The sequence below is a fragment of the Gordonia gummivorans genome, assembly GCF_022513585.1.
Taxonomy (GTDB): domain Bacteria; phylum Actinomycetota; class Actinomycetes; order Mycobacteriales; family Mycobacteriaceae; genus Gordonia.
Genome location: NZ_JAKWBF010000062.1, coordinates 1 through 3418 on the forward strand (window position 1 = coordinate 1; position 3418 = coordinate 3418).

Genomic DNA, 3418 nt, shown 5'->3' on the forward strand with positions numbered 1-3418 from the left:
TGCCTGTTGACCGGCTAATCCGGAGCCCGGGGCTACGGTGAAACAGACACGCCGACAACGGAAGATACTTGACCGGGGTTGACGGTGGCGTTACACCTGTCTCATGACGGATCGGCAGTTGCTGCATCTGGAATCTGGCACTGAGGTTGCCTGGCAGTTGGCCGGTGACCATGCCGGAAGGTACGTGGTGGTCAATGATTACCTCGGCTATCTGGCCGACCGAAACTACTCGGCGCGCACGTTACGGGCCTACGGCTACGACCTGCTGGCGTTCTGCCGGTGGCTCGACGAGTCCGATATCACGTTGGAATCAGTAACCACGACAACGCTTCTCGACTTCATGCGGTTCTGCCGAGAGACGTCGATTCCGGGTCGTCCAGCAAATGTGTTGTCGATGACCGGGCAACGGCTCGATCGGTACTCACCGACCACGATCAATCATCGACTCGCGGCGCTGACGGGCTTGTTCACCTATCGCAGCATCACCGATCCTGACCTGGTCAATCCGGTCCCGAGTGGGCGTGAAGCACGCCGCGTCACCGCCGAAGAACGCAACGCCCTGCTCGGCCATCTGGTCAAGCCGAAGAGGCGGTCAGCGTTGCGGCTGCGCGAACCGCGTCGGCTACCCCGGGCACTGGATCGTCGTGAGACCGCAGATCTGGTGGCGAGCCTGCACACCTGGCGGGACCGGTCGTTGGCCGGGTTGATGTTGTTGTCGGGGTTACGCTCGTGCGAGTTGCTCACCCTGGAGGTGACCGATGTCGATATCGGCGCCCGCTGGGTACGGGTACTCGGCAAGGGCGGCAAGGAACGCCGGGTGCCGCTCGATGTCGAGGTGGCCGGCCTGATTCACACCTACGTCCTGACCGAGCGGCCCGAATCATCCAATACCCGTCTGTTTCTGGTGGCGAAGGGACCGCACCGGGGTCAGCCGTTGACCGCGGCTGGACTACGCACGATCTTCCGCTACCACCGCCTCAAATCCGGAGTGGCCGCCGGCCACCCACACGCACTGCGTCATACCTTCGGCACCGCGATGGCCGAAGCCGGAGTCGATCTGGCGGTGATGCAAGCGCTGCTCGGCCACGCTCACGTCGATACCACAGCCCGCTATATCCATTTGACCCCAACACATGTCAAGGCAGAGTTCGATGCAGCACGCACACGACTTCGCACCCAGACCTGAGACACCGGCAGAGGTCCAGACTGCCTACCTCGCCCATCTGCGGCGGCGTGGCCGCGGCAACCCGGCCTACACCCAAGCGGCACGCTCCTTCCTCAAGCGCTGGCCCACGGTCGCCGACTGGGCCGAGGAACCTCTCGAGAAACGCCTGGCCGCAAACTGCTCCACCCGCCCGTTCATCACGTTCTTGATGGTCAGCGGGCGCCTGGCACCCGGATACGATTATCTGGTGTACCGCAAACTCAGCAGTATCTGGCTGGAACTCGCGGTCAGTCCACTCAACGCTGACCTTCAGAGATTTGTCAGTGCGGCAAAGGAATTGGGATTCACCGACCGAGTCGCATCGGCGATCGCCTCACAAATCATCGCGCGGTTGCTCATCCAGACCCAGCGCCCGTTGACCGACCTGTACGAGGACGACCTCGCCGACCTCCTGCACGCTTGCACACTGCGCGAAGAACACACCGGACGCGGCGCGAAACACTACCGCAGCACCCTGCACAGTGCCCGCCAGATCCTGTTCCATCTCGGCATCCTCGACTCCGAAGCACCACCGGCGACGACCGCACACAGCCTCGAGGATCGGATGGCCGAGGTGCCCACAGCACTGCGCCCGGCGTTCGTGGGCTACCTCAACCGCAAGTACGCCACCTGCGCGCCGAAGACCGTCAGCAGCATCGCGACCCGACTCGCGCACTTCGGCCGATTCCTGGCCGTCACCGACCCCGATCTGACCTCGCTGGCCCACCTCGATCGTCGACGCCATATCGAGCCGTATCTGGCGTCGTTGCCCACCACCCTCAACAGTGTCACCGGTGCACCCATCACCGTGGCCGACCGCATCCGACGCGTGCACGCGGTCGGCCATTTCCTGGCCGAGATCACCGAGTGGGGATGGGATGACGCGCCAGCGCGCAAGCTGATCTTCCGCAGCGACCTGCCTCGCCCGCAACGGTTTCTGCCACGCTATCTACCCGTAGATGCCGATCGCAAGCTTGCTGCAGCGCTGGCGGATTCGCCGTATCGTCTGGCCGCAGACGCCCTGCTGTTGGCGCGGGCGTGTGGGTTGCGGATCGGGGAACTGCTCGACCTCGAACTCGACTGCATCCACGAGATCCCGGGGCAAGGGTCGTGGCTGAAAGTGCCACTGGGCAAACTCGACTCCGAACGCATGGTACCCATCGACGACGAAGTCCTCACCCTCGTCGACCGCATCACCGCCACCCGCACTCACGGCCGGCCACTACGTCACCCCCGCACCGGAGCACCCGCCGACTTCTTGTTCACCCACCACGGAAAACGACTCTCCCAGAACGCACTACGCGCTGAGCTCAACCGGGCGGCAGCGACCGCCGGGCTCGACCACATCACCCCACATCAACTGCGCCACACCTATGCCACCGCCCTGATCAACGCCGGGGTTTCCCTACAAGCGCTCATGGCGCTGCTCGGACACGTCTCCACCCAGATGAGCCTGCGCTACGCGCACCTGTTCGACTCCACCGTCCGCACCGAATACGAACGAGCCCTCGACCTCGCCAAAAGCCAGATCGGCCCGCTCGCCGCCGACCGACCGCAACTACCGATCACCGACATCACCGGATCCGACTGGAAGCAGGCCCCGGCCATCAAATCGCGGCTGGCCGGCGGCTACTGCCTGCGGGCACCCGCCCAGGGAACCTGCCCGTATGCCAACATCTGTGAACATTGTCCCAGCTTCCACACCGACGCAACCCATCTCGGAGTCCTTGCCGCGCAACGCGTTGATGCGCAACAGCTCGCCGAGGATGCCCAGTCCCGCGGCTGGGTCGACGAGGCCCGCCGCCACCAACAACTCGTCGCCCGCCTCGACATCCTCATCGCCGAGGCCGGCACCGAGACCGCATGAGCAGCAAAGCGCTGGCCGAGGTTGAACGAACCTGCGCCGAACTCGCCGCCACAGGCCAACCCATCACCTTCACCGCAGTCGCTGCCCGCACCAAGATCGGTCGCGCGACCCTCTACCGCAACACCGAAATGCGCGCCGTCATCGACGAACACCGCACCCGACAGACCGACGCCCGCACACTCACCGGCCTCGCCACCGAAGTTGCGCACCTGCGAACGATCGTCGAGAGCCTCGCCGGCACCGTCGCCCAGCACGACGAACAACTCCGACGGCAACGCCGCAAACCAGATCGACAATGAACCATCGGCCGATCGTTGCCGCAGGCTCGACCACGATTAGCCGGTCAA

At 64.5% G+C, this 3418-nt stretch carries 3 protein-coding genes; all 3 read left to right on the forward strand.

Annotated elements, in window-relative coordinates; genetic code table 11:
* Nucleotides 1-103: 103 nt before the first annotated feature.
* Genes MKW15_RS24000 through MKW15_RS24010 form a run of 3 tightly spaced genes read left to right on the forward strand, consistent with a single transcriptional unit; the run spans nt 104 to nt 3370 of the window.
* On the forward strand, nt 104-1186 hold the full coding sequence (locus tag MKW15_RS24000) for a tyrosine-type recombinase/integrase (protein WP_240862866.1): 1083 nt from the start codon (nt 104-106) through the stop codon (nt 1184-1186).
* Nucleotides 1152-3071: a tyrosine-type recombinase/integrase gene (locus MKW15_RS24005; protein ID WP_240862871.1), complete on the forward strand. Its 1920-nt coding sequence runs from the start codon at nt 1152-1154 to the stop codon at nt 3069-3071. The genes MKW15_RS24000 and MKW15_RS24005 overlap by 35 nt, the downstream gene beginning before the upstream one ends.
* Nucleotides 3068-3370 (forward strand): DUF6262 family protein, encoded by a 303-nt coding sequence (locus MKW15_RS24010; protein WP_240862873.1) that lies wholly within the window; start codon nt 3068-3070, stop codon nt 3368-3370. The genes MKW15_RS24005 and MKW15_RS24010 overlap by 4 nt, the downstream gene beginning before the upstream one ends.
* Nucleotides 3371-3418 lie beyond the last annotated feature (48 nt).